A 25675-nucleotide genomic window follows, 5' to 3' on the forward strand; every position below is an offset into this window, starting at 1 on the left:
GGTGTCAGACACCATTTATCCGGACACGGCGGATCCCATATATTCCGGACTAGACGTTCGAAAGCGCAGGTTGTCACGCGACAGTTGACGGATGGCTGTGCAACCGAGCAATCGCATATCGCGCTCGAGCTCGGCCTTCATCAGCCCGAGCGCACGCTCGACACCTGTCTGCCCGGACGCCGCAAGCGCGTACAAATAGTAGCGACCAACCCCAACTGCCTTCGCTCCGAGCGACAATGCCTTCAGAACGTGTGTGCCGCGTTGTATGCCGCCATCCATGATGACATCAATGCGATCGCCAACGGCATCTACAATTTCGGCAAGTTGATCGAAGGCGGTACGCGAACCGTCCAGTTGCCGTCCACCGTGATTGGAGAGGATGATCCCGGCACAGCCGATATCGGCAGCCGTTCTGGCATCATTGCGTGACATGACGCCCTTAAGACAGAATGGACCGTCCCACGTCTTGACCATATCGGCAACGTCTTGCCAGTTCATGGAAGGGTCCAGCATCTCGGTAAAATAGCGACCGATCGACATCGTACCGCTGCCCATATTCATATGCTTCTCGAGCTGCGGAAGCCGAAACCGCTCGTTCGTGGCATACCGTACAGCCCAGGCTGGCTTGATCGCGAACTGCAGCATGCCATCAAGCGTCAACCTGAAAGGGATAGTGAACCCGGTCCGCAAGTCGCGCTCGCGATTTCCGCCCGTGATACTGTCCACGGTCAGCATCATCACCTGAACTCCGGCCTCTTTTGCCCGCGCCATCATAGCGCGATTGAGGCCCCGATCTTTATGGAAGTACAATTGGAAAACTTGCGGCGTTTCATGCGCCTCGCGCAGTTCTTCGAGACTTACTGTCCCCAGCGACGATACACCAAACATCGTTCCGTATTTTGCCGCGGCTGCGGCGACCGCTCGCTCTCCGTTATAATGAAAAAGACGCTGGAGAGCGGTAGGCGAGCAGTAAAATGGCAGCGCGAGCTTTTGACCCATCACCGTTACGGACAGGTCGATATCGCTCACGCCACGCAAGACATTCGGCACAAGATCGCAATCATCAAAGCTGGCGCTGTTGCGCCGGAGGGTCGTCTCATCGTCCGCGCCGCCGTCGATATAATCAAAGATGGGCCGCGGGAGCCTACGTCGAGCAAGCTCGCGGAAATCGTGGAAATTGTAGCACTGGTGAAGTCGCATCCATCTCACTCACGGGAGGCCAGCAAGGATCCAGGGGATCTCGGGGGCAGGCGGACGAGCCGCCTGCCCCCGTCATTCAGTGTACCAACAGCGTCAGGGGCCAGATGTAGGCCTGACCAAACACCAGCAAGCCGACGAGAGCGGCAAGCGCAAGGCTGTGGAAGAACACGAAGCGTAGAATGGTCCCCTCGTGGCCGTACCACTTCGTCGCCGTCGACGCCACGACGATACTTTGGGCATCGATCATCTTGCCCATAACGCCGCCGGAGCTGTTTGCCGAGGCCATCAATACCGCGCTGACGCCAATTTGCTCGGCACTGACACGCTGCAACCCACCAAACAGCACGTTGGACGATGTGTCCGAGCCGGTTAGCGCGACACCTAGCCAACCTATCAAGGCACCGAAGAACGGGTAGAGAATCCCGGTCCTTGCAAACGCCAAGCCCAAGGTCGCGTCCGTTCCCGAATAGCGGGTAACAAAGCCAAGCGCCAACATGCACGCGATCGTCGCCAGGGAGTAGCGGGTCAAGTGGAGCGTACGCGCATACATCCGAACCAGACCTGCTGGACTGTACCCGACCAGAAAGCCGGAGATGATCGCCGAGAGCAGGATGCCGGTGCCGGCGGCAGACAGCAGGTTGAGAGCGTAGACCGCGCCTTCAGCCACCGGCTTGACCACGACCGGCGGGACCTTTTGCACAAGGTTGTGGAGTCCGGCCACGGGCAGCTTAAGAACCCAGATACTGTCGAGCCACGCTTTGACCTGAGGCGTTCCCCAGGCGAACACCAGGACCGAGAAAATCAGCCACGGAATCCACGCCTTGATGACCGCACCCCTGTCCACATTGACTGGCGGTGCTGCTTGCTCCGTCGATGTGCCGTACCGCGCCGGCATCTCTTTCATCGGATTCTTCGGGCGCCAGACTCTCAAAAACGCCGCAAGGCATGCCATCGATATCATCGCCGATACGACGTCAACCAGCCAGGGGCCGTGATAGTTCGAAACGAGATACTGAGGCACCGCAAATGATATGCCGGCCATCAAGATTGCGGGCCACACTTCCATCATGCGCTTGAAGCCGACAAACGCCCAGATCAGCCAGAACGGAACCAACATTGAGAAGAACGGCAACTGCCGTCCGATCATGCCGCTGAGTGCGAGCAAATCGAGGCCGGTCACGGCACTAAGTGCGATCACAGGTGATCCAAGAGCGCCGAAAGCAACCGGCGCGGTGTTCGCGATGAGTGAAAGACCCGATGATGCAAGCGGCGAGAATCCGAGGCCCATCAGCATAGCCGCGGTGACAGCTACCGGCGTGCCGAATCCGGCCGCGCCCTCGAAAAAGGCGCCCAGCGAGAACGCGATGAACAGAAGCTGCAGCCGCCGATCATCGCTGATCGAACTGATCGATTGCTGGAGGACGCCGAATTCGCCCTTTTCATTCAAGAGCTGATAGAGAAAAATGATGTTGATGACGATCCAGCCGATCGGAAGCAGGCCAAACCCGGCGCCGTAAACGGCTGCCATACTCGCCATTGATAGCGGCATGCCAAATGCGAGAACGGAAATCGCGATGGCTGTTGCGAGCCCGATCAGTGCCGCAAAATGCGCGCGGATTTCGAATATCGCAATTGCGCCCAAAAGGACGACGACGGGCAGCGCAGCGGCTATGGTCGATAGCCATGGGTTATTGAACGGGTCATAGACTTGAGCCCACGTCGTCAAGAAATCCTCCTTTGGGTTTCAATCAGCTGCGCCACGCCGCGCGCGGTCACATATGATTTTGGCAAGTTTTTTCCTTGCGTCGTCGGCGGACCCGCACGGCGCGACAGATTGGTGAGCAGCTATTTCAGAACTTCACTGTCGACAGTGACAGCCGCTGCGGCTCAATGCGCTGCATTGCTCGAGACCTTGTCCTTCTCGAACACGAGTTTGCGAACCACGACATCTTGTTGAGGGGCCTCAAATCGGATCTTGATTGCCCACTCGCCAAGCATGCCTAATCGAAGACGCCCTTCATACTTGCCCGGCTGACTGGACACCGGCTGTGCTTTGACCGGGCTGACATTGTGCGCCATCGGCATCGACGGCATATCGGCAGTAAGCGTAATTTGCGCGCCATCCACCGGTGCCCCCGCCGGATCGGCGGCACTAATCGTGCACAGGAACGTCAATGCTTGCTCGGTCGGCCGGCAAGCGAGATCGACCTTTTGACGCTGCGCTTGGGCGACGGCTGCTGACCCAAGCGCGAGACATGCCGCGAGCATCACCAGCGCGGTCGCAATCAGGCTGCGCCCTACGCCAGAAAGCACATTCGATGTCGAGCAAGACGGCGAGCGTGACCAAAGCATGACTTTTCCATCCCATAGGATCGAACGCGGACCGGATCGATCTCTTATTTCCTGTCGGGGAAAATCCTGCCCAATTGGACGGGGTCTGTGTATGCGAATTTTTCCACTTTCGGTGTGTGCGGGCATGGGCTGATAACAACGAATGGCTGTATCGAGCTCTTCCGCGATGTCTGATAGAAGCCGCGCGACTTACGTTGTGATGGCAGGTCGGGTTGTTGCGCCGCCCAGATATGAAAGTGTCAGGCTGGGATCGTCGATCAACTCTCGTGGTGCGCCCTGAGCGATAATCAGCCCGCCGCCCATCACGAGACCCCGGTCGGCAACCTCGAGCGCAAGCGCAGCATTTTGCTCAATAAGCAGGATTGCGCTTCCAGATTTGCGAAGATCGGCAATCACCTTCAACGTTTCGCGCGCCGCCCGTGGCGCCAGACCAAGTGTTGGTTCATCGATGAGCAACAGCTTCGGGCGTGCCATTAGTGCTCTCGCCACGACGAGCCACTGACGCTCGCCGCCGCTCAGTGTCGCAGCCGGACTATCGACCCGTTCAGCCAGCGCCGGAAATAGCGGCAGAAGTTCTTCCAGGCGATCATAGGCACGAGCCATCGAACGGAGCACGTGAGCACCTGATAGCAGATTGTCGCGGACGCTGAGCGTCGGTGCCAGGGGCCGGCCCTCGGCGAGGTACGTCAATCCAAGCGAACTTATCGCTGGAGCATCGAGCCGCGTGATTTCCGCGCCGAGAAACCGAATCGCGCCTTGCACGGGTCTGTGTGTGCCGGCGATAGCACGGGCCAGGGAGCTTTTCCCGGCACCGTTGGGACCCACGAGGGCCAACAACTCAGAGGCGGCCACGCTCAGCGATACGCCGCGCACGGCGGCCGTAGGACCGTGCTGCACTTGAACATTCTGCAGTTCAAGCATGCCGGGGCTCCGAGCGGAACATCGTGCGGAGGCGATGCACGGTCGATTCATCGAGCAGGCCGCGTGGACGCCAAATCAGCAGCAACGCCACCAAGCCGCCAAAAACAACCATGCGCCAGCCTTGAAAGAGGCGACTCGACTCCAGGATGCCAATATCGATGAGAACGCCGATGAGTGGACCGAAGGCGGTACCGAGCCCTCCGATGAGCCCGTAGGCGAGGACGTGCATTCCCAGCATGACATCAAAGAGGCGTGGCTCAATATAGGTATTGAGGTGGGCATAAAGACCGCCGCCTAGCCCCGCGACGACGCCAGCCACAGCCGTCACGACAACGCGCAGGCGCGTTACATCAGTGCCGAGCAGGCGCGCCAGGGTGGGATCTACTCCGGCGCCCCGTAACGCAACACCCGACCGGCTGCGCTCAAATACGATGAAAGCAAGGAGCGTTACGCCAAGTAAAGTCCAGATCAGGATCATGAACGCGTGGGGATCCCAGCCATCCTCGAAGGCACGGCGTATGCTGTTAAAGCCGTTCGGGCCATCAGGCCCCACCATCTCACCTCCGACGCTCTGTTGATAACGCCATAGCTCAAGCAAGACTCGCGTGAGTTCGGCAAAGGCAAGCGTAGCGATCGCAAAATATAGACCGTGGAGCTTCCGCGTCATGAATCCGACGAATCCACCGCCGACCCCCCCGACTAAAGCTCCCAAAGCGAGCGCCGGCGCCAAAGGCCAATCCCATACCGCCGTGGCGATGCCGGCGGCGTACGCACCAAGGCCAAATAACGCCTGCTGGCCAAACGAGATGTATCCGGCGACCAACAGAAGATAGGCGGATAGCGCCACGAATGAAATCATGCCGATGTTGCTAATCAACCCGACCATGAAATCGTTCATTGTCCACTCCGCGTTAAAGGTCAGCTAGAGCCGTTCGTCCGCCATGACGTGCAGGTCAAACGCCGACCGGCCACTAAAGCCGCCTGGCCATGCAACAAGAACGAGGAATAGCAATCCGTACGTTATGAGGTCCCGGACCTGCGGGCCAAAAAGCGCTTGGCCAAACGCCTCCATTACGCCAAGAAGGAGGCCGCCCACCACAGCCCCCGATATTGAGCCAAGGCCGCCAAGCATCATTGCGACTAATCCCTTGATGGTCGACCACATTCCGAACATCGGCGTTACCTGCTGATCGGCCATAAGGACGAGCCAGGCGCCGAGCCCTCCCAACGCCGAAGCCATCAAGAACCCGAGCGTGGTTACGACACGCGCGTCGATTCCTACTGCTTGGGCCGCGGCCTCACTGTCGCTCAAGATGCGAAGCGCCAAGCCAGACCGCGAATGGGTCAGAAACCAGCGTAGAAGCATCGCGATAGCGGATGCCACGACGATGGTGAAAAGGTGCTCAGGCCGCAATGAAACCCCGAAGGTATGGATGACCCCGAAATCGAATGGTGCGGGATATGGATTTGCGTGGGCCGGCAGCATCAGACTGGTCAGCTCTTCAATCTGCATCCAGACCGCAAAGCTGGAGACCATCGCAGCAACTCCGGAGCGGCTGCGGAGCGGCGCGAAGCACAGCCTCTCAACATATAGTCCGGCAAATGTTGAACCGGCGACGGTGACGATGGCTACAAAAAGCGCGAGTACACCTAGCGGGAGCACACTGCCGGTTAGCGAGGCGGCCAGTGCTCCCAGATAGCCGCCGAACATGAGTGTCGCGCCATAGCTTAGATTAAGGCGCCGCATGACACCGAACATCAACGTAAAGCCGACTCCCAGCAGACCGTAGGCCGCGCCGGCGGACAGGCCGCCAACCAATGTTTGGAGAAGCTCGCTGACCGTTCCCAGACTTTGCCAGTTGACGGACATAACTATGATGCCTTCGCGCTACCGAGATAGGCTCGGCGAGTGACCTCCTCTTGAGCAACCTCGCCGGGCGTACCTGCGAATGTAACTTTTCCTTGTTCCATCAAGAAAAACCTGCGAGCGATCTTAAGCGCCAAATGTGCGTTCTGCTCCACCATCAAGATGGTAATTCCGTCCCGGTTAAGCTCCTCAACGATACAGAAAATCTGTTCAACGATCAGCGGCGCAAGCCCCAGGGATGGCTCATCCATCATCAACAGTTTCGGCCGGCTCATAAGCGCACGTGCCACGGCTAGCATTTGTTGTTCTCCGCCTGAAAGGGTTCCCGCCATTTGACTGCGGCGATCTTTCAGGACGGAAAATCGTTCAAGCAATTTTTCGAGGTCGCTGGCGATCTCCGCGTGGTCGCGGCGAAGGTAGGCACCGGCCGCGAGGTTCTCGACCACTGACATCCGCGGGAACACCAAGCGGTTTTCAGGCACCAGAGCAATGCCGCGACGGATCACCCGGTCGGTAGTTTCCCCGACCAACTCGACGCTGCCGAAACGTACGGAGCCACGGCGAGCCCTGAGAATACCGGCAATGGTGTACATCAAGGTCGTTTTGCCGGCTCCATTGGGACCGAGAACGCAGGTGATGCCACCAGCCGCGACAGACAGCGAGACGCCCTTGAGGGCTTCCATTGCGCCGTAAGCGGTGACAAGGCCGGTCACTTCAAGCATCACGCCGCCGTCCCCAAGTAAGCTTCCCGAACGGCGGAATTGGCTTGCACCTCTGCCGGTGTGCCCTCAGCAATTTTCCGGCCAAAATTGAGCACGCAGATGCGATCCGTGACGGCCATCACCAGTTCCATATGATGCTCTATCAGGAGAATGGTATAGCCCTCCTTCTGAAGCACCCGAATCCGCTCGTCGAGTTCAGCGATTTCCTCGGCGTTCATGCCTGCAGCCGGTTCGTCCAGGAGCAACAATTTCGGCTTTGCCGCCAGCGCCCGCGCCAGCTCAAGGCGGCGCTGCTCACCAAAGGCAAGGCTGCCTGCAAACTGGTCCGCACGATGCGCCAACCCGGAGAATTCGAGCGCACGAGTAATGCGCTCGCGAGCGTCTCTGCGTCCCCCTATCCAACGCCTTAGAAATCGGCCGTCAGCACAATGCGACTGCGAGTTCTCCGCCATCCAGAGGTTCTCCCAGACGGTTAGATTGGTAAACAGCCGGATGTTCTGGAACGTGCGCGCTAGTCCCAAAGAGAGCCGTCGATGCGCAGGAACGTTGGCGATGTCCCTGCCTTCGAACGTGATTTGTCCGCTGGTCGGCTCATACAGCCCGCTGATGAGGTTGACCGTCGTGCTCTTGCCTGAACCATTGGGGCCGATCAGGCCGAATATCTCCCCTGGTCGAACCGTGAAATCTATCCCGTCAACTGACCGTACACCGCCAAAGTGCTTGACCAAGCCCTGAACCTTAAGCATGACGTCCCTCCCGACGAAGAAGACGAGCCACGCGACGTGCGGCCGCGCCGTCGATCAACCCCTTTGGTCGCAAGTTCATAACCAGAACGATCAGGGCGCCGAACAGCAAGCTGCGCCAATCTCCCAAGAAACGCAGTCCCTCAACAAGAATGCCTTGGACGAAGATCACGGCGACGATTGTTCCGAAAACACTCTGAAGCCCGCCGAGGATTGGGTAGGCGATAGCGAACACTGCGAGTAAGACCGTGAAATTCGTGTGCTCAATGTAGGTCGTGTAGTGTGCGTAGAGAGCGCCTCCGACCCCGGCAATGAAGCCGCCAATCGTCATTGCAGTGACTTTCACAGCAGTAAGATCAATTCCGACGCTTTGCGCTGCGAGTTCATCCTCACCGACAGCGCGCAACACGGATCCCAAACGGCTCCTATCGATCCACCACAGAGCGCCGATCACCAGACCAACCACAATCAACACAAGGAGCATGACCTCGAAGGTCGTCCATCCATGCTCGGGAAACCAACGAATTTGACGAAAACCCTCTCCTCCGAGCGGACCACCTTTTGATCCTCCCTTCTCGACCTGATAATCAAAATTGAAAAAGAACAAACGTACGGCCTCTCCGAAAGCGAGTGTGGCAACCACGAGCATGAGGCCGCGGACTCGCAAGGCTGGGAATCCAACGAGGCAAGCCGCGAGCGCAGCGATCGATCCTGCAGCAAGCATTGCCGGAATCACGTGCCAACCTGAAATAACCGTCAGCATTCCGGCCACATAGGCACCGATAGCGAAGAAGCCCCCCTGCGCGAACGAGACCTGCCCGGTAAGCAAGACCACGTAAGCTGACAAGCCCAGGAGCGTGTGAAACCCTATGATCTGCGCGAGGCTATAGTAAAAATCCACGTTGTCCTCCTAGTCGCGACCGCGACCCGGCGAGACGATTCCGCCCGGCCGCAGCACAAGGAAGGCGAACAGCAGCAACATTACGTAGATGTCGCGCTCGGAAACACTGCGCAACGCCTGAAACAGGTTCTCGAAGGCCCCGACCATCAGGCCCGCAACGATGGCGCCGGGAATGCTGCCCAATCCACCGATGACCGTGACGATGAGCCCCTTTACCGTGACCGGGATCGTGATCAGGGGAGACAGTATCCCGACCGCGGCACCCGTCATCGCGCCGGCCACACCACCGAGCAATCCCGCGATTACAAACGTCAATCCGTTGACCGTCTGGAGCCGCATGCCACATAGCTGGGCAGCAATAGGCTGCTGCGCGACGGCACGGGTGGCGACACCCAATCGGGCACGAAACAGAACCGCCATCAACAGGATCATGGTGAGAACACCAACCAGGAAGACTCCCACCAAATCAGCCCGCAGGACGAAGGCGCCGATCTCGATCGAATTGCCTTCAAATATCGCCGGAAAGTTATGCGGCGTTCCGGCCGTCGCGCGCACGATCATCTCTTCGACAAAGAGAAGAACGCCCACCGTCGCCATCAGGCTCGCCAAGGGCGACGCGACGGGAATGAACCGAAAGCACGTGAGATAAACAAGATAGCCGATCAGTCCGGACGCAAAAATGGAAAGCGGAAACGCACACCACAGAGGCAGGCCGAGAAGGTGCTGCCCCATCAGCCCGCAATACGCTCCAGCAAGAGACGTGCTGGCGTAGCTCATGTTGATCCTCTGCATCACTCCAAAGACCAACGTGAAACCGATCCCAATCAGCGAATAAGTTGCTCCGAAAAGCGCTCCATCGATGATGGTTTGGATATAGTCGACAACGCCCATAAATTTGCAACCGGATGGCACGTGTTCAATTGGTCTTCCGGACCGCGCGCCGCTCTCGCGGTCCGGAAGAGAAGCGGCCTGGAGGTTAGTTGGCCGCTTGCTTGGTCTTGATCATGTCGTGCATCACGACCCATTTGCTGTCCTTCGCCGCGATGTAGAGGTACGGCTTCACCGCTTCTCGATCAGATGTCCGATCGACGGTGCCGAGCAGTCCGTCGGTCGTCTTGAGGGCAGCGAGCCCGTTGCGGATCTTCACCCGGTCAGCCTGAACAGTGTCCGGCTTGGCGAGTACGCCCTGGTCTTCGATCAGCTTCTTCAGAATAAACATGGCCTCGTACGTGCCAGCTGAATGAATGTCGAGCGTGCCGTTGTATTTTGCAACGCGCTCGTTGGCGGCCTTGGCTTCCGGCGTCAGCAGCGCGAAGCTGGTCGGGATCGTGATGCCCTCAGCAACCTTGCCGCAATTCGTAAGCGTCTCCTGGATTGCCGAACTCGTCAAACCGATCAGCATCTTCACCTTCACATGCTGCCGGTCCATCTCCTTGAGCAGACCGCACGTTGTGAAAGAATGCGCGACGACGGCCAGGACGTCAGGATTCGCCGCCTTGATCTCGCGAACCTGCTGGGCAAAATTCGTGTCGTCGACGAGCCATTTGGTAACGCCCTTGACGTCAAAACCAGCCGCAGGGGCTGCGTCCTTCTGAACGGCATACCAGGATGCTCGGCTGTGCGAGAAATTCTCTTCGACCCCCGCATAAAGCGTCTTGAGCTCGGGATGCGTGTCCTTCACCCACTTGTACATCGTCGTATACATTTCGGTTTCGCTGGGCACGTTACGGAATGACCACTCCGAAATCTTAGCTAGTCCGATCTTGATCGCGACATCCGTGAAAACGGGAAACTGGAGACCGGAGTCCGTTGCATCCCCGACCTTCTTCTGCAAGATTCCGTACAGCGGTTCGGTGACGTTCGAGCAGCTCGGACCTACCCCGATCAACGTGGGGCCGGCCGCCATGCGACGCACGATCGAGATGCCCTCTTCGGCCACGCATCGATCGTCGTAGTACTCGAATTTGATCTTGCCGGTCGCCCCATCAGCCAGCTTAACGCCGCCCTGGCTGTTGATAAGGTCGACGGCCGCGCGCATCGCTGCCTCACTGTTGATGCCGAGCGAGCGCACAACACCGGATTTGGCGCCGAATCCATCGATATAAACCGTGCGCTCTTCGGCGCTGGCGGCACCGACACGAGCCAAGCTGGCCGCAGCGACGAGCGCAGAACAGATTAATAGTGCGGACTTTCGCATAGATGTTTCCTCCTCAAGACGGGTGCCTGGATTACAGCGGCCCCTTCTTGTTTCGCTAGGTGGAAAGCCCCCGTCTGCATACGCGAAAAATCCCGCATTCAATGTGCGCCCAATGGAGGTGAAATTTGAGCCGCGATCCGGGATGATCAGGAGCACATCTCCCCCGCGCTAGCGCCGGCGGCATAACCGACGTGTCAGGTTGGCGCCACACGTGGGATCTGTCTCTCCGGACGCCTCCGGCCACGGAGAAGTCGTTACCTCCTTTGAGTTGGCTGGAAGCCAGGATTCGATACAGGACTGTTCCGCCAGCGGACTTGAGCGAGCCCGGTTCTCTTGACCAAGGGGCTGCCTTGTGGCGCTGCGCAGGTGCGATGGCGAAGGCGTCAACACAGTACGGTCGCAACCTTCGTCACTTCGCGCTTTCGGCAGATCGACCGACAGCGTATCAACGATCCTACCAGTTTGGAACATCCACGTCCTTCAGCTCCAAGCGGCCCTGCGCTTCTCCAGGAAGGCTGAGAGCCCCTCCTGACCTTCGGGGAGGGCACGGACGTCGGCGATCAGCACCGCGATGTCTGACAGGAGAGTTTCATTGATCGGCCGATCAGCCAGTCTGCTCGGCAGCAACTTAGCAATTGCCCGCGCTTTCGGCGCCGCCGCCCTCAGTTGCTTCAGCAGTCGGTCGATCCGACCGTCAAGCTGTTCGGCTTCCACGATTTCGTGCAACAACCCGATTCGCCACGCCTCTTGCGCATCAAACACTTCAGCACTTTGAAAGTAGCGCCTAGCGTTCCGTTTTCCGATAGCGCGCAGCACGAACGGATTGAGCATACCTGGGGTTATTCCGAGCCTCACCTCGGAAAAGCAAAATGTGGATTCGGGCGTGCCGAATGCGATATCGCACGCAGCCACAAGCCCAATGCCGCCACCATAAATCGGCCCATGTACCCGCGCTATCGTCGTTTGAGGCATCCGATCGAGGGCCTCCATCATCCGGCCCAAAGTCATCAGTTCATCAATGCTCTGGTCGCGATTAAGCATTCCTCCCCTCCGCATCCAGTCGACGTCCGCTCCGGAGCAGAGGCTCTTACCTGAACCCATTACAATTACGGTGGAAACGGACTCATCGGCCGCGAGTGTCACGAAGGTCGAACTCAATGAATCGACCAACGCTTCATTGAGCGCGTTATTGACTTCGGGCCGATCGAGTATAACGCGCGCTACACCATTCTCGCATTCGACGCGGACTGGCTGGGTCATGGTTGGGTTACTCCAATTCTTGTTGTGGACGCCACCAGGGGTGGTCTCGACGTGAAACGCCTGCATTCCGCTTGCCGTTCGACAGGCGACTGCTCACGCATTCTCTCGATAGAGTTCGACCGTACGGCGAATACCATCCATCAATGGCGTGGCGGGGAGATCAGGAAACACTTGGCGCAACTCGCCCTCGCCAATGTCTTGCGCGAACGGAAGCAGTGGGCCGCCGACACTTATCTTGGACTGTGGAACCACGGCGTGAATGGCCGCCACGACATTGTCGTTCGACCCCACTTCGCCAGGTAAATTGAAGACACGCGAACCGCTGGGTTCACGAAGCAACGCCGCCTCGTAGGCCGCGACGACATCGTCGACATAGATCAGCCCGGCCGTACCCACATAGGGGATCGCGTATGTTTCCCCGAGAGCCGCAGCTCTACACGCCAGCGAGGGGCCCGCGGTTAGTCCAGTCTCGCGGCCATATCCATAAACAATGAATGGCCGAAACCCGATGCTCGCCAGCCCGTGGTCTTGCCAATAAGCTCGTGCGCTGCCTTCACAGGCGAGTTTGAACGCGCCGTAGTGCGTGATCGGAAGCGGCGTCGCTTCATTGCTTGGGTTGTAGACACCAGCACTCGACGTGAAAGCGACCCGCTTGATCTTCAACCCGAGTGCCGCATTGAAGACGTTCAAGGTGCCGACCAAATTGACCATCGCACCCTTGAGTGGATCTGCCTGGCAAGCTGGAGCAAGTATTGCCGCGAGGTGTACGACCGCCTCGCAGCCAGCCATGGCACTATGAACACTTTGCGAGCTGGCGATATCACCGATGGTCCACTCGATCGAGCTATTCAGTGGACCGACAATCTTCTTAAATAACGGCGAGCTCGGTCCGGGCTCGAAAATGCGAACTTGATTGCGTTTCTCGGCAAGCCGCCTCGCGAGCCAGGCCCCGATGAAGCCGCCGCCGCCGGTTATCAACACACGCATTGTCAACCAACTCCTACTTGCCGGATCGGATCTTTCACTAGACTCTGCGGTTCTTCGGACTACCCTGACTGGAATGAACCCGATCAGGTCCAGTCAATCAGTTGACGGTGACCTCATTCGCCGGGGAACGGCCGGAGCCGTCCCTGAGCACGATCTCGCGAATTTCTCTTTTCAACAGCTTTCCCGTAGCGGTGTGCGGTAGCTCGTCGACAATGACGACGTCGTCTGGGATGCTCCACTTGGAAATCTTTCCGGTGTAGAGTTCCTGCAGGTCGTCCCGAGAGAAGTTCGTGCCAGGCTTAAGCTGGACAACAAGGACCGGGCGCTCGCCCCACCGCTCATCCGGCCTGCCGACTACGGCCGCCTCCTTGATCGACGGATGGGCTTGCGCGATATTCTCAAGCTCGATTGAGCTAATCCATTCCCCGCCAGACTTCACCACGTCCTTTGTGCGATCAACGATCTGCACGAAGCCATCCTCGTCCATGGTCACAACATCGCCCGTGTTGAACCATCCCTCAACTTCGTGGGCAGGGCTCGGCTCACTATTAAAATAGCGCCTGGCAACCCAAGGCCCTCGCACCAACAAAGCGCCGAAACTCCTGCCGTCACGCGGGATCGGCTTCCCGTCAGATCCGTCCACCCGAAACTCGACGTTAAACAGCGGTCGCCCCTGTTTAGCTTCGAGCGGGAGTTTCTGGTCTGGCGGCAACGATTGATGCTTAGCTTTCAAGGCCGACGCGAGCCCAAAGGGACTAGTCTCGGTCATTCCCCACCCCTGTCGGGGATCTACGCCGAGCTTTTTGAACCGCGTGATCATCACGGGGGGAGGCGCCGATCCGCCGATCATAACCCGCTTTAAGCTCGTGAACTTCTTACCGTGCGCGTCCATCCAGTCGAGCAAACCTAGCCAGACGGTAGGGACTCCTGCCGTCATTGTGACCCCTTCCTGCTCGAACAATCCGTGCAGGCTCTCACCATCCAGCTTTGGACCTGGCATGACCAGTTTTGCACCGACTATCGGAGCAGCATATGGCATCCCCCACGCGTTCACGTGGAACATCGGGACGATCGCCGACACCGCATCAACTGCGGAAAGCGACATCACGTCGGGCAAGGCGACTGCCATGGCATGCAAAACGGTCGACCGGTGGCTGTACAGAACTCCTTTGGGATCGCCTGTTGTGCCGGACGTATAGCAAAGGCCGGACGCCGCATTCTCGTCGAGCACCGGCCAATCGAAGTCGTCGGACGCGCCTGCGATCATCGTTTCGTAGCAAACGAGCTCTGGAAGCGCTCCCGATTCCGGCATGTTGGCCGCATCGGTCATCACCACGATGGCTTTCAGACCCTTCAGTGTCTCCGCAATCGCCTCGAGTATCGGCACGAAGCTGAGGTCGACGAACAGCACCTTGTCCTCGGCGTGGGCGACGATGAACGAGATCTGCTCGCGGAATAGACGGGGATTGATCGTATGGCACACGAACCCCGAGCCGGAGCTTCCGAAATACAGCTCCAGGTGTCTATAGCCATTCCAGGCCAGCGTTCCGACGCGATCACCCTGCTTGAGTCCCAGGCGCTGAAGCGCATTCGCGACTTTTTTGGCGCGACGGGCTAGATCGGCGTAAGTATAGCGATGGATCGGTCCCTCGGTGGTTCGCGAAACGATTTCGGTCGTAGCGTGATACGCTTCGGCGTGCCGCAAGATTGATGACACCAACAACGGCGCATTCATCATCAAGCCAAACATCTTTCCTCCAATTGGCATTTCTCAAAATGCCCAAGTTTGTTGCCCGGGCTTAGACGAATATTCACGCCTTCGACGCAAAGGACACCAAGTCGATCGAGACGCCTCGAGCGGCGGACTTTAGACGCCAATACAGCTGCTCGCTATGCTATCCCGCGCCCTACTCAGGTCGGCTTCGGTTCTGTTGACAGACGCTTCTGCGCGGCGGCTTGGACTTCGGACGTCCATGGAACGGCCCGTCGTGTCCTCTTGTCGAGATGCGCCGCTGTCATCTCGCAGAGTGCGACGACCTCATCGATCTCGACGTTACGCATCTCATGGCGAAACCGCAGGGTTTTGTCGCGAACTTCGAGTAGCTGCGTCTTGATCTCGATCGAATCGCCGGGGTGAACTTCGCGCTTATAAGAAAGATTTTGCTGGACGCCCGCCAGCCCATATCCCGAGTCCCGCAGGTAGCTCGACGTCAGCCCGAGACGTGAGAGGAAATTCCAGTTCGCCTCGTCAAACTTGCTCACGTACCACATGATGTTCATATGGCCGACATGATCGCACTGCCAAGGATAACAAATTCCCCGGTAGTTGACTTCATCGTTCATTCACGCGTCTCCCGGTTGCTGCAACCGACACGGCGTCGTGGCACCTGCTCGCGATAGCCCGCTGGCTACTCTCACATGGACCCGATTGCCCGGCGCAGCACCAATAGTGGTGCACCTCGGTCGTGGATAAGACCTACGTACTTTTCCGCGTCTTCGCGCATCACGAGAACGACCGGTGTACGTTGCCTATCTCATTGATTGAAAGGCATCAGTGACATGATTGTGCATGCGCGCAATATGCGAATTTTTCCAATTCGGATGTGCGCTCTGTCGAACATGACGATGATAATGCAAGTGTCTCCGCCGGCGCAGCCTCATGCTTGGGCAAGCGTGAGCTCGACTAAAAGACCGCCACCTGTCCTATTCTGGAGCCGAAGCGTCCCACCCAGCGCGTGGGACAGCTGCTGAGCGATGGCAAGGCCCAGCCCGGTCCCCCCCGTGTCTCGGTTACGGGATTGCTCAAGACGATAGAATGGCTGACATACCGCTTCGAGTTGATGTTCCGGAATGCCGGGTCCACGGTCAAGGACGGCTATGCGTATCGCCCCGGTCTGAGTCCGATCGAGATCGATTTCGACATCGCCGGCGAACTTCAACGAATTGTCGATGAGGTTCGTCAGAATGCGGCGAAGCGCATGTGGTCGGGTAATAGTTACGACCCTCGTCCCTGGTTCGTATTGCACGGCCTTCCCGGTGTCGCGATAGTCGAAAACGATACTTTCCAGGAAAGCGGCGAGGTCGATCCGGCTCGTTTTCTCGACACCTCCGTGAGCGCTCCTGGCGTAAGCCACCCCCTCCCGAACGAGCCGCTCGATTTCCGAGAGATCGTTGATCAGCTTGTCCCGTTCCGGACTATCGTCGGCGATTTCGGCGCGCAACTTCATGCGCGTGATCGGTGTCTGGAGATCGTGCGAGATAGCTGCCAATATCCGGACTCTGTCGTCGAGGTAATGCGCAATTCTTTCGTTCATCCGGTTGAATGCGGTCGCCGCGTAAGCGACCTCGACCGGGCCGTTTTCATCAAGTCGACCCGTCTTCCGGCCCGGATCCAGTGCCTCCGCAGCACCGGCAAAGCGCAAGAGCGGTCGAATGGCCAAGCGGACGGCGAGCCACGTACAAACAATCAGGAGCGCTAGTTGAGCGACCAGCACGTATGGCAACCAGGCAGCTAAAGGTCGCATGTGCGGTGCGATCAGGATCGTCACGGGCGTTCCGTCCCGCAGCGAAAGATGCGCCTGAAAGCGCCGTTCGGAACCGGGCACTCTGTTAATCTGGACAGGCAAGCTCTGTTCGGCCGCGACGCGGATGATGTCCGCGACCTCGACGATGCGATCCGCCGACTCCGGGACATCCGGCGCGCCGGGCCCCAGCAGATAGCGGTAATTGGGACGAGCGATCAAATTGAGCCAATCGGCCCTTTCTCCGGCGGGCACTCGGTTCAAGAGGGCAATCGCCAGCCTCACGTCGGTCCTGAGACCGTCGAGCATCACCGCCTCGGCGCTCATGTATCGCTCCATGAAGACCACGGCGAACGACAACACGTGCGCGATGGCGAGGCCGGCGAACAGAATGAGAAAAAGTTGCCAGCGTAGAGTTCGCGGCAGATGTATTCCTCGCCAGAACGGTCGAGACAATCTCATCGGCGTGGAGCCGTGATCTCGACGGGCATTGCGAAGACGTAACCTTCGCTACGCACTGTTTTAATGTAGGCCGGCTCCCGTGCGTCGTCGCGGAGGCGTAGCCTGACCCTGCTCACGAGCAGATCGATCGAGCGATCGAACATTTCGGCCTCGCGCCCCTGCGTCAGGTTCAGCAACTGATCGCGCGAAAGAACGCGCTGAGGGTGATCGAGAAACACGCGCAGCAGCCGATATTCGGCTCCGCTCAGCGCGATCCCGGTACCTTCCCGATCCACGAGGTGTCGAGCAACTGTATCGAGCTGCCAATCGCCGAAGCTAAGCATCTTCCCGGCTTCCGTAACCTGCAGGTTTGGCGGGAGCATTCGGGTCCGGCGGAGAACTGCCTTGATGCGGGCCAGCAGCTCCCGTGCTGAGAACGGCTTGGCAAGATAGTCATCGGCGCCCACTTCCAGACCAACGATCCGGTCGGTCTCGTCCGTGCGTGCGGTCAACATCAGGATCGGTGTCGTTCCGTGCCGGCCCCCTCGCAATTGGCGGCAAAGCACGAGCCCGTCGTCTCCAGGCATCATCACATCCAGCACGATCAGATCGACACGGTCCGAGTCCAGAAATGAGCGCATTTGCCGACCATCTGCGGCAACAGTGACGCGAAGACCGTTTCGCTTCAGGTAAGTCGAGACCAGGTCCCTGATTTCCCTGTCGTCGTCTACGATCAGTATGTGGTCGACGTGGTCCATCATCCAGCAGCCCAGGTCTCGGCGTTCAATCGAAAAATGCCATGCAATAAAGCCGCGTGAACGGACGCGCGCAGCCGGGCCGAGATTTTCAGCCGAACGTGAATGCGTAGGCCTGCACTCCGGGATCGAGGAAGCGAATTTCGAAAGTTCGATCCCGGTTGGCGTCTGCGCCACGCACCAGCTGATACAAGCGTTGCGCCGTCACGACGCCATAGCCGTCGGCGTCCGAGTCCATCCCGTGGTCCGCCCCGGGGGCTTTTCCATCGATAGTGATGCGGAAGCGAATCGCAGCTCCTTCGATCGACGGGCCGAGCACGAGATGCAGATCGCGCGCGTGGAAGCGATAGACGATGCCGCCGTCTGGTCCGTTTGATTGCGCCTGCTCCGGACCGACGGTCCAATTTCCAGTCAGCGACCAGCTGTTGAGCTCCGGCTCACCGAGGGCATATGCATGATTTCTATTCCGTACCACTCCGCCGGGCGAGACGAAATTTTCGCCGCGATCGTACCCAATGTAGGTTTCCGGCGACTTGACGCCGTTACGATCTGACGCTGCTTCCGGCCCCGCGCCGGCCACGGATGCGAAACCCGTCGGAATATTTCGATTGCCGGCCTCGGCAAGCAACGTCTGTATGACGCGTTCCGACTGAGCGTAGTCGCCCTCGCCGAAATGATGATGACGAACCCTGCCCTCAGCATCGATGAAATAATGCGCCGGCCAATACTGGTTTTCAAATGCGCGCCAGATCCGATAGCCGTTGTCGATCGCGATCGGATAGCTCAGGCGCAAGGTAGAAACAGCCTTCCTCACGTTGTCTACGTTCCGTTCGAACGCAAACTCGGGCGCGTGAACTCCGATGACGACTAGTCCGTGGTCTCGGTACTTGTCCGCCCAGGCGCGGATGTACGGTATCGAGCGTAGGCAATTGATGCAGGAATAGGTCCAGAAATCTACAAGAACGACTTTCCCTTTGAGCTCCGTCAACGGGAGCGGTGGTGAATTCAACCATTCATTCGCGCCCTCAAGAGAGGGAGCCAAGTCTTCGGCCCGCAGAGAAGCGACCTCATCTTCCGCCGGCGAACCTGCCGCAAATTCGGCATTGGTCTTCCGTTCAGGGTGAAGCTTGTCCAGCAGCTTCTCTTCAAAGGCAGTCGTGCTTCCCACCGAAAGATTCGTAAGGAGACCGGTGTCGAGGCCGAGCGATATCGCGACGACGGCTGCCAACACCATCAGTCCGGCGCATCGCCTGATCCATTCGCCCGCGCCGAGGGATGACTTCATTGCTGAATAGACGCGTCCACCGACGAGCAGAGCCAGCCCGATCGATGTTGCCGCACCTGCGGCATAGACAAGCAGCAATACCGTGGTTCGCGCATTGGCGCCCTGCAAAGCAGCCCCCGTGAGGATCAGACCCAGGATCGGTCCAGCACAGGGCGCCCAGAGAAGGCCGGACGCTGCTCCGAGAACCATTGGCGATATGACGCCCTCGTGCTGGGGCCATTCGCCGGACCGCGACATGCGCGCGCCGAGCGATACGAAAGGACGCATGATGCGGGCCGAAAGGTCCGGAAAGCAGAGCGTCAGGCCGAAGACGGCCAGGAGAGCCAGCGCCGCCGTCCGGCCGGCCTGGTTGGCGGCCACGATCCAACCTCCGGCTACCGACGCGAACGTAGCGACCACGGCAAACGCTAGCGCCATACCGATCAGCATCGGAAGGCCGCTTTTCAGGAACGGCCGGTCCGCACGTGCGAACAGGAAGGGAAGCACAGGCAATATGCATGGGCTTACGATGGTGAGAGCCCCACCGAAGTACGCCAAAACGAACAGGATCATGTCCCCATTGTCCTCTCAAGACGGACGCGCTTCATCCCAAGAAATCGTGCCTCGACCGTACCGTCCACTCATGGCCCAACTCAGGGGCGCAACAGTTCGGCAAGGCTGTCGAACATGCGTATGTCGCTGCATTGGGCCACGTTGAAACGTAGATACGGACCCGCCGTCTGGCCCACGCTGAATACGTTCCCCGGCGCCAGAACAATCTTGCGATCGAGGGCGCGGATCGCGACCTCGGAGGAGTCCAGGCCATCCGGCAGCCGTGCCCACAGGAACATTCCGGCATCGGGTTGCGTCCAGAGCGAAAAGCCCAACCTCTTCAGCTGCTGCACCGTGGACGCCATGGCACGCGCCAATTGGGGACGCAGACCGTCCAGATGGCGCCTGTAGCTCCCATCGATCAACATGCCGTGGGTGACCTGCGCCGCCAGGTCGTTAATGCCGAAGCTCGTCGCGAGCGCGAGATCGGTTAGGCCTTCGATCCAATCGCCCCTTGCCACAATGAATCCGCAGCGAAGCGCCGCCGTGAGTGTCTTGGAAAAGCTCCCCAGCAGTATCACCCTCTCGAATCCGTCCAAGGCTGCCAGTCCGGGCACCGGTCGGGCATCGAGATCGGAATAAACACTGTCTTCCACGAGGATCAAGTCATGGGCTTCGGCCAACTTGAGTAGACGATGCGCCGTGCCCGCGCTGACACTGGCGCCGGTCGGATTATGCAAAACTGCCGTCGTCAAATAGAGCTTGGGCCGATGCTCCACGCAGGCGGCCGCGAAGTGCTCGAGGTCGGGACCACAGGTCGTATATGGAATGCCGACCAGTCGGACGCGCTGAGCCTGCATCGTGGCCTGATAGTTGAAATAGCAGGGGTCGTCGACGAGAACCGTGTCTCCTGGCTGCAGAAGAAAGCGGCAAACGAGGTCGATGGCTCTCGTAGCGGAATCGGTCAGCAGTATCTCGTTTGGATCGGCTGAGATGTCCTTTTCGATCAAGCGGCGCGCAAGCTGCTCACGTAAAGGGCGAAATCCCTGAGGTCGACTGTAGGCCGTGAGATTGGCTTCCTCATTCCGGGCTACGCTGCGCAAGACGCGCCGAAGCATCTCGCCCGGAAGCCAATCATCTGGCAACCAGCCGCAGCCTGGCTGCCATGTCGCGCCCTGAAAAGCCAAGGATTGCCTCATGATCCAGAGAGGATCGATGGCGCGGTCTTGCTGCGGGCGCTCTTCCGCGAGTTTGAATGGACGCACGCGAGTGGCAGCAAAGAACCCCGATCCGGGCCTTGCCTCGACTTCCCCCTGCGCGACTAGGCGATCATACGCTTCGACGATCGTCGATTTTGACACCTTCAATTGGACAGCGAGGCGCCGGATCGACGGAAGCCTGACGCCGGGAGCAGCAGCGACCTTCTGCCGGATGGCGGCGGTCGCTATCTGGATGCGCGTCGGTGACTTCGTGCTGTCAAGCATGCGTATGTGGCTCACCGGTACGGATCTGTCGGATCGTCCTTGTCGACTACGGCACAAACGCCTTACACCGTGCCGGGACACCGCCGATCTCAGCTGTCGTTGTAGGGGTGATCGCCTGCACCGGGAAGACTGATTGAGTTCGTATATACGTGCGTTAATCCACATACCGTCGTGCAGGATTTCACATCGATCGGGTGCGATTCGAGGATCATGAAGGAGTTCTGTCGCCATTCACTCGTGACCCTCATTCGTCTCGCAAGCGTAACTGCGATCAACGTCGTGTCAGCTCGCGGCACTCTCCGCCCCCCTCATGTCGGGGGACGGAGGACCGGCCAGTCGGTTAAAACTCAAAACTGAGAGGCGTACCGTCTTTCAGGATTGCCGCACCGTCTGCTCCGGCCGCGCACCTAGGCCCTGTCCACATCCATGACAGCTTTCGCGAAAGCTTCAGGCGCTTCTTGCGGAAGGTTGTGGCCAATGCCACCGGTGAGATTCCGGTGCTCGTACGCCCCAATGTACTTCTTGGCATACACCTTTGGGTCTGCGTGCGGCGCACCGTTAGCGTCACCTTCCATCGTAATCGTCGGGATTCCGATTGTGGGGAATGTTGCGATCTTTTTTTCGAGCTCGTCGTATTTCGGCTCGCCGGGCTCCAAACGGAAGTACCAACGATAATTGTAGAGCGAGATATGCACAAAGTCGGGATTCTCGAACGCAGCCGCAGACCTATCGAAGGTGGCGTCGTCGAAGGCCCATTTCGGCGACGCGAGCTGCCAGATCAGCCGGTTGAAGTCTTTCGTATACTTCGCGTATCCCGCCTTGCCCCGGTCTGTCGTGAAGTAGAATAAGTACCACCACGGGTACTCAGCACTGGGTGGCAGGGGATTCTGGAGCGCGTCGCGGCTGCCGACGAGATAGCCGCTGACTGAGACGAGCGCCTTGCAACGCTCCGGCCAGAGAAACGCCATCAGGTTTGCCGTCCTGCCACCCCAATCGAAGCCGGCAACCAGGACCTTCTGGATCTTCAGTGCATCGAGGAAATTGATCGCATCCGTTGCCACGGCTGCCGGTTGGGCGTTGCGCGGCGTGTCTGCGGACAGGAAGCGAGTTTCGCCATAGCCACGCAAGTATGGAATGAGCACACGATAGCCGGCATTCGCGAGGATCGGCGCAACATCAACGAAGGCATGGATGTCGTAGGGCCATCCGTGCAAGAGCAGCACGGGAGGACCGTCGGCCGGCCCCGCCTCTGCGTAGGCGATGCTGAGGACGCCAGCGTTGATTCTCTTAAGCGGAGCGAATGAGCCGGCCGATGGCGCCACGCGCTTCATGGCATTGGTCTGCGCAAATGCCGGAGCAGCGCCAAGTTGCGCCGCCATCAAGCCGAAAGCAGTCGCCTCGAGCAGTTTTCGTCGGGATCGATTGATAGATTCTGACATTGACCTGGTCCTGAGAAGATTGGGTACGGCCAATACAGGCGGGGACAATGTATCCGTATTGTTTTCTAGGCGTGACGATTTGCATGCTTATGTACGAAGCACGCTTTTCGATACATTCTAGTACAAATTCGGGTGCACCACTTGCTCGGCTGCCCGTTCGATGAGCTTCGCAACGAGCCGAACCCGGTCCTTGGCAGCCAAGGCGATCGGCCACCATTCGGTGCGTACTACGCTTACGCTCGTGCGCAAGTATTGCGGTTGGATAAGGCGCCGGTTCTGACAGGCAACGAAGCGATGTGGCCGCGGTTATGCAGCGTTCGACGGCGGATGCCGCTTGTGCGTATCGGCACTTCGAAGTGCGGTAACGGCACTGCTTAGACGTTTGACGGCTTCATCCAGGCGCTCAGGAGAATTCGCGGTGAAGTTCAACCGAATGCCACTGCGATCCTGTCCCAAAGGATCGAACGCGCTTCCTGGGCCGATCAAAACTCCAGCTTCCAGTCCCGCCGATACCAATTTGTCCGTGTCGAGCGAAGGGTCGCGCGCCGTTCCCCAGATGAACATCCCTCCGACAGGAACCTCCCAGTCGAACCAAGGAGATAGATATTTGGACATCGCAGCAGCCAGCGTATCCCGCCTTTCCCGGTACAGCGTCACGATCTGCGGACTTAGCCGTTCGATAAGGCCGTTCTGCATTGCGGTCGCGGCGATGCGCTGCGCGATCCCGTTCGAACACAAATCGGCACCCTGCTTCGCTGCTTTGAGTGCTTCTATGACCTTCGGCTCGCCGATCACCCATCCCACACGTAACCCCGGCACGAGGGTTTTCGACAGGGTGCCGAGATAAACCACCGGCCCGCGATAGGGTGAGCCAGGCACAATGTCTGCAGACAGCTCGATCAAGCTCGGTAACGCCGGCTTGTCGTAGTGAAGCGATCCATAGGGATCGTCCTCCACAATCCACATGCCAGACTGATGGGCGGCCCGAACCAATGCTCTGCGTTCGTCCAAGCCGACCAATTTTCCGGTTGGATTGGAAAAATTCGGCACCGTGTAGACGAACCCCGCTTCTCTATCGGAAAAGTCCAACTCATTCGTGCCGAACGAAACCCGCTTGTACCTGGGACATCTCGGCCGCCAAGCATCGAGTGCGCCCGCATACATCGGGAACTCTCCGGCAACGACGGACCCAGTCTCGATGAAGATCTTTCCGATGAGATCCAACGCCTGGGTCCCGCCCGCAGTGATCAGGACGTTGCTGCGGTCCAGCCGCAATGCTTGCGTACTGTAGCGCTGAGCTATCGCATCCCGTAGTTCGGGAAGGCCGTCTGTCGGACCGTACGTCAGCGTATCCTGAGGGAAGTCCATCACCACGGTTTGGGCGAGAGACGCCAGTTCCTCGACCGGAAATATCTCCGGCGCAGGAAGTCCACCCGCAACGTTGATCAATCCCGGGATACGCCCAGCTCCGACGAAGCGGCTGGTCAGATCATTCGTGCGTGAGAGCCACTCCGCGAAAGGAGCGCGCTCCTTGCCGCCGGTGTCCAGTTGAGCTTTCGTCATGCCGATCTAGTGCTCTCGACCAGTGGCTTCGGTTGGACTCAGGACGTCATGCGTCCTTACGGCGCTGGCCACTTCGGCGCTCTTTTCTCTTGTGGCTCGTGCCTGGCCCAGTCGTCGCGGATCGGCGCAAACACGTCGATGAGAACGCAGCCTTGCGGACCGGCGATTGCTTCGTGCGGGGTATTGGCGGGAATCAAGTAGGTATCACCGACCTTGAGCTGGCGACGCTCGCCGCCGACTTCGAAGTCACACGTTCCTTGCAGCACCAGACCGACCTGCTCGTTCACATGTTGATGTCTGGCGGCCACGGCCCCCGCATCGAGTTCGGCAACGGCAAACGTCATCTCTCGCCCTTGGCACACGCGGGCAAGTATGCCGCCCCAGATCGGAAGCGGCTTCATTTCGGCAAGCGAGTTGAAAGCACTCATTTAACGTTACTCCCTGGCTCTCGCGCTGTGGCGTTTGCCTACGTTTCACTCTCTCGAAAGACGACAGTCAAAGGCGTTTTCGACGGACTGTACCAACGCGGCACGTGTACAGTTCGTGTGTGCGGACCGACACCTGGCTCCGCCACACTCAGGCTCGTTGAACCGAGCCGATTAGCTCGCGATTTGCTCAAGTCCGGGCTGCCGGCGCGCGACGAGGCAGACGAAACGGAATTGCTGAAAAGCTTCACTACTAGATCCCTTCAATCGACTTGCATTGAACTGGAGGACGTCTGCTGATTGCGCCATCGGCGGCTGCGTTCTTTGGGCGAGTGTTTGTTTGCGCTAATACGTATCTGACATGTTTCCCGCGGTGGCCCGTAGTGTATGAAAATGTAGCAACGACAAAGAAACGTCGCGGTCGCTAACTCCACGCGTGCGCCTACTCACCTGGACGCTGGGGGATAGTATTGCGGCGCTTCAGCCCGCTCGAACATGCCATAATCGCGAATAGTCTCGATAACACGGAAATACTCGGTCGTCGGATCCGCAAAAAGCTTCGGGCCGAATTCCATTGCGGCCTTTTCGTCGGGCACGTCGATCAAGTGCGCGAAGCGACCTTCGCGATAGACGCTCCGGAAGGACTCGTCTTGCCAGCCTGATTTCGCCGCCAACTCGGCATTGGCGGACTCGGTCGCAATAGCAACCCTCGGCTTTCGTCTGTCCGGGTCGTTATAGGGCGACCGTCGGTCGGGCCGCCAAGCTTCGCGCTCAGGCTTGGCCTCATACGCGACTTGTGCGATTCGGATCCGGTAATCGGAGAAAATCTTATCCCCGCCGACAGTCTGGACATGGTGATGGCTCTCGTTCACGCGCCACGCCGTCAGACACGCCTCATCTTGCCAGATCTGATAGGACAGGAGCACGTTATCCCGTGTCAGGCTTTTTGAATCTGTCGATGAAAAGGCAACCGGGCATCGCCTCGAGCTTCGGCTTCAAGGAGGCCGCCAGCGCCAAATACTGGTCGAAGTAACCTTCCTTGATGTGAACTTCAAAGAGTTGAGCGGTCAGCACAGGACGC

At 58.8% G+C, this 25675-nt stretch carries 24 protein-coding genes; all 24 read right to left on the reverse strand.

Annotated elements, in window-relative coordinates:
* Positions 1-15: 15 nt before the first annotated feature.
* Positions 16-1200, reverse strand: coding sequence for an alpha-hydroxy acid oxidase (locus tag V1283_RS31745; RefSeq protein ID WP_334390572.1), 1185 nt, complete (start codon positions 1198-1200; stop codon positions 16-18).
* A 76-nt stretch (positions 1201-1276) separates the two neighbouring features.
* Entirely contained in the window at positions 1277-2926 is a 1650-nt protein-coding gene (locus tag V1283_RS31750) for an L-lactate permease (protein WP_334390573.1), read from the reverse strand.
* A 161-nt stretch (positions 2927-3087) separates the two neighbouring features.
* The gene (locus V1283_RS31755; protein WP_334390574.1) at positions 3088-3552 is read right to left on the reverse strand and encodes a FixH family protein; all 465 of its coding nucleotides are present in this window, start codon (positions 3550-3552) and stop codon (positions 3088-3090) included.
* Between the two features lie 189 nt (positions 3553-3741).
* On the reverse strand, positions 3742-4473 hold the full coding sequence (locus V1283_RS31760; protein WP_334390575.1) for an ABC transporter ATP-binding protein: 732 nt from the start codon (positions 4471-4473) through the stop codon (positions 3742-3744).
* Positions 4466-5371 (reverse strand): branched-chain amino acid ABC transporter permease, encoded by a 906-nt coding sequence (locus V1283_RS31765; RefSeq protein ID WP_334390576.1) that lies wholly within the window; start codon positions 5369-5371, stop codon positions 4466-4468. Before V1283_RS31765 ends, V1283_RS31760 begins: the two co-directional genes overlap by 8 nt.
* A gap of 24 nt (positions 5372-5395) precedes the next feature.
* On the reverse strand, positions 5396-6343 hold the full coding sequence (locus V1283_RS31770; protein WP_334390577.1) for a branched-chain amino acid ABC transporter permease: 948 nt from the start codon (positions 6341-6343) through the stop codon (positions 5396-5398).
* Positions 6344-6345: 2 nt separating this feature from the next.
* Positions 6346-7062: an ABC transporter ATP-binding protein gene (locus V1283_RS31775; protein WP_334390578.1), complete on the reverse strand. Its 717-nt coding sequence runs from the start codon at positions 7060-7062 to the stop codon at positions 6346-6348.
* Positions 7062-7808, reverse strand: coding sequence for an ABC transporter ATP-binding protein (locus tag V1283_RS31780; protein WP_334390579.1), 747 nt, complete (start codon positions 7806-7808; stop codon positions 7062-7064). The genes V1283_RS31775 and V1283_RS31780 overlap by 1 nt, the downstream gene beginning before the upstream one ends.
* Complete coding sequence (locus V1283_RS31785; protein ID WP_334390580.1) at positions 7801-8706, reverse strand: branched-chain amino acid ABC transporter permease; 906 nt, start codon at positions 8704-8706, stop codon at positions 7801-7803. The genes V1283_RS31780 and V1283_RS31785 overlap by 8 nt, the downstream gene beginning before the upstream one ends.
* A 9-nt stretch (positions 8707-8715) precedes the next feature.
* Positions 8716-9597: a branched-chain amino acid ABC transporter permease gene (locus V1283_RS31790; protein ID WP_334390581.1), complete on the reverse strand. Its 882-nt coding sequence runs from the start codon at positions 9595-9597 to the stop codon at positions 8716-8718.
* Between the two features lie 85 nt (positions 9598-9682).
* Positions 9683-11059 (reverse strand): ABC transporter substrate-binding protein, encoded by a 1377-nt coding sequence (locus V1283_RS31795; RefSeq protein WP_334390582.1) that lies wholly within the window; start codon positions 11057-11059, stop codon positions 9683-9685.
* Positions 11060-11383: 324 nt separating this feature from the next.
* Positions 11384-12163, reverse strand: coding sequence for an enoyl-CoA hydratase-related protein (locus tag V1283_RS31800; protein ID WP_334390583.1), 780 nt, complete (start codon positions 12161-12163; stop codon positions 11384-11386).
* Positions 12164-12256: 93 nt separating this feature from the next.
* Complete coding sequence (locus V1283_RS31805; RefSeq protein WP_334390584.1) at positions 12257-13150, reverse strand: NAD-dependent epimerase/dehydratase family protein; 894 nt, start codon at positions 13148-13150, stop codon at positions 12257-12259.
* A gap of 97 nt (positions 13151-13247) precedes the next feature.
* Positions 13248-14900 (reverse strand): long-chain-fatty-acid--CoA ligase, encoded by a 1653-nt coding sequence (locus V1283_RS31810; RefSeq protein WP_334390585.1) that lies wholly within the window; start codon positions 14898-14900, stop codon positions 13248-13250.
* Positions 14901-15061: 161 nt separating this feature from the next.
* Positions 15062-15493, reverse strand: a complete 432-nt coding sequence (locus tag V1283_RS31815; RefSeq protein ID WP_334390586.1) for an acyl-CoA thioesterase — start codon at positions 15491-15493, stop codon at positions 15062-15064.
* Positions 15494-15807: 314 nt separating this feature from the next.
* A complete protein-coding gene (locus tag V1283_RS31820) occupies positions 15808-17133 on the reverse strand; it encodes a sensor histidine kinase (protein WP_334390587.1) in 1326 nt (441 codons plus the stop codon).
* Positions 17130-17870 carry a response regulator gene (locus tag V1283_RS31825; protein ID WP_334390588.1) on the reverse strand — a complete coding sequence of 247 codons (741 nt, stop codon included), beginning with the start codon at positions 17868-17870 and terminating at the stop codon, positions 17130-17132. Before V1283_RS31825 ends, V1283_RS31820 begins: the two co-directional genes overlap by 4 nt.
* An 88-nt stretch (positions 17871-17958) precedes the next feature.
* The gene (locus V1283_RS31830; protein ID WP_334390589.1) at positions 17959-19704 is read right to left on the reverse strand and encodes a cytochrome c biogenesis protein DipZ; all 1746 of its coding nucleotides are present in this window, start codon (positions 19702-19704) and stop codon (positions 17959-17961) included.
* Between the two features lie 80 nt (positions 19705-19784).
* A complete protein-coding gene (locus V1283_RS31835) occupies positions 19785-21167 on the reverse strand; it encodes an aminotransferase-like domain-containing protein (protein ID WP_334390590.1) in 1383 nt (460 codons plus the stop codon).
* Between the two features lie 407 nt (positions 21168-21574).
* The gene (locus V1283_RS31840) at positions 21575-22606 is read right to left on the reverse strand and encodes an alpha/beta fold hydrolase (protein WP_334390591.1); all 1032 of its coding nucleotides are present in this window, start codon (positions 22604-22606) and stop codon (positions 21575-21577) included.
* 306 nt (positions 22607-22912) lie between these two features.
* The gene (locus V1283_RS31845) at positions 22913-24169 is read right to left on the reverse strand and encodes an aminotransferase-like domain-containing protein (RefSeq protein ID WP_334390592.1); all 1257 of its coding nucleotides are present in this window, start codon (positions 24167-24169) and stop codon (positions 22913-22915) included.
* A 56-nt stretch (positions 24170-24225) separates the two neighbouring features.
* Positions 24226-24597, reverse strand: coding sequence for a cupin domain-containing protein (locus V1283_RS31850; protein WP_334390593.1), 372 nt, complete (start codon positions 24595-24597; stop codon positions 24226-24228).
* Between the two features lie 443 nt (positions 24598-25040).
* Positions 25041-25520, reverse strand: a complete 480-nt coding sequence (locus V1283_RS31855; RefSeq protein WP_334390594.1) for an antibiotic biosynthesis monooxygenase — start codon at positions 25518-25520, stop codon at positions 25041-25043.
* Position 25521: 1 nt separating this feature from the next.
* Positions 25522-25668: an antibiotic biosynthesis monooxygenase family protein gene (locus V1283_RS31860; RefSeq protein WP_334390595.1), complete on the reverse strand. Its 147-nt coding sequence runs from the start codon at positions 25666-25668 to the stop codon at positions 25522-25524.
* Positions 25669-25675 lie beyond the last annotated feature (7 nt).

This window comes from Bradyrhizobium sp. AZCC 2262 (assembly GCF_036924535.1).
In the GTDB taxonomy this organism is placed as follows: domain Bacteria; phylum Pseudomonadota; class Alphaproteobacteria; order Rhizobiales; family Xanthobacteraceae; genus Bradyrhizobium.